We start from the raw sequence: 1,225 nt of genomic DNA, 5'->3' as shown, positions 1-1,225 counted from the left end.
GCGTCCACCTGTGCGACCGCGCCGGGCAGCCGGTCCAGCTCCGTGGCATGTCGACACACGGCATCCAGTGGTGCCTTGACCGCGCTTTCCAGACCAAGCTCGGCGAGTACGCCCGGCCGCAAGCTGATGCGGATCCATGCGCCGTCGTTGATCTGGAAAACGGCCAGCGAGTCGGCCGTCATGCCGCCGTGGCTGATCGGTGCGAAGTCGTACGAGCCGGCGATACCCTCGCTGATCAGGTTTTCCAGATAGACCCGGATGCGCCCGCGGTCGACACTGCGACCCAGTCGCGCCGCGTTGGCGATCAGACGGACAGCGTCGGAGCTGTAGGGCGCGAAGCCGCGGAACGCGCCATGCTTCTGAATGTAGCGGTAGATGAAGTCGCGCCGATCGAGGTCGGCCATCGTGGTGTCGGTCAACGACATGCCGGCGAGCGATGCCGGATGGATGGCGAACGACCCGTCCACGGCGGTCGGGTTGTCATCACCCGACAGCGTGTCGTCGGCGACGCCACCCGGGTCGAGGATGAAGGGCTCCCCAAACCGGAGCCTGCGCACTGCCTGTGCGGCCGTGCCGGTGTCGGGTGCCTGCGCCCAGATGATGATCGCCTCCGGGCTGGCACTGACAACCTTCTGCGCCGCGAGGTTGGCGTTGCTGCCGGTCGCGGGGAGTTGCGCCTCCTCGGCAATGACGCCGCCGAGCGACCTGCGCAGCGCCGAGATGCCGGCACGGCCATAGGCACCGCCGGAGTAGAGAACGCCGACCTTGGTCCAGTTCTTCGACCTGAGGAGGTCGGCCATCATTCGGGCGACGTCTTCGGCGTTGGGCTGGAGCTTGTAGATGTAGGTGCGCTGCGGCAGCGGCGTGACGATGCCGTCGGCGGACGCGAGCGAGATGAACGGCACCTGCTCGGTCTGGGCGACCTGGAGCATCTTCAGCGAGGTCTCGGCCTGGACGCCACCGATCAGCGCGTGCACGCCCTCTTTGCCGATCAGCTCGGTCGCCTGCTGCTCGGCGGTCTCCGGCCGGCTGCCGTTGTCGCGGTAGATCATCTTGACCCGCCGCCGCAGGTTGCCGACCGGCACGCCCTCTTCGTTGAGCGTGTCGACGGTGATCCGCAGCGCCCGCTCCTGCAGCACACCGTGCGCGGCGCCGGGGCCCGTCAGCTCCACTCTTCCTTCTGGTAGTGCCGCAGGAACAGCTCTTCCAGTGTCGGCGGCTGGCT

The 1,225-nt window shown here is 67.8% G+C and carries 1 protein-coding gene; it reads right to left on the bottom strand.

Annotated elements, in window-relative coordinates; all coding sequences use genetic code 11:
• Positions 1–1,139 (bottom strand): ABC transporter substrate-binding protein (locus AB0H87_RS41920; protein ID WP_360159476.1); only part of this gene is annotated, 1,139 nt, incomplete at its 3' end.
• Positions 1,140–1,225 lie beyond the last annotated feature (86 nt).

It is taken from the genome of Asanoa sp. NPDC050611 (genome assembly GCF_040654855.1).
Classification (GTDB): Bacteria; Actinomycetota; Actinomycetes; order Mycobacteriales; family Micromonosporaceae; genus Asanoa.
Note: the sequence above shows the minus strand (reverse complement) of the source record. Positions and strands in the feature narration are given on the sequence as shown.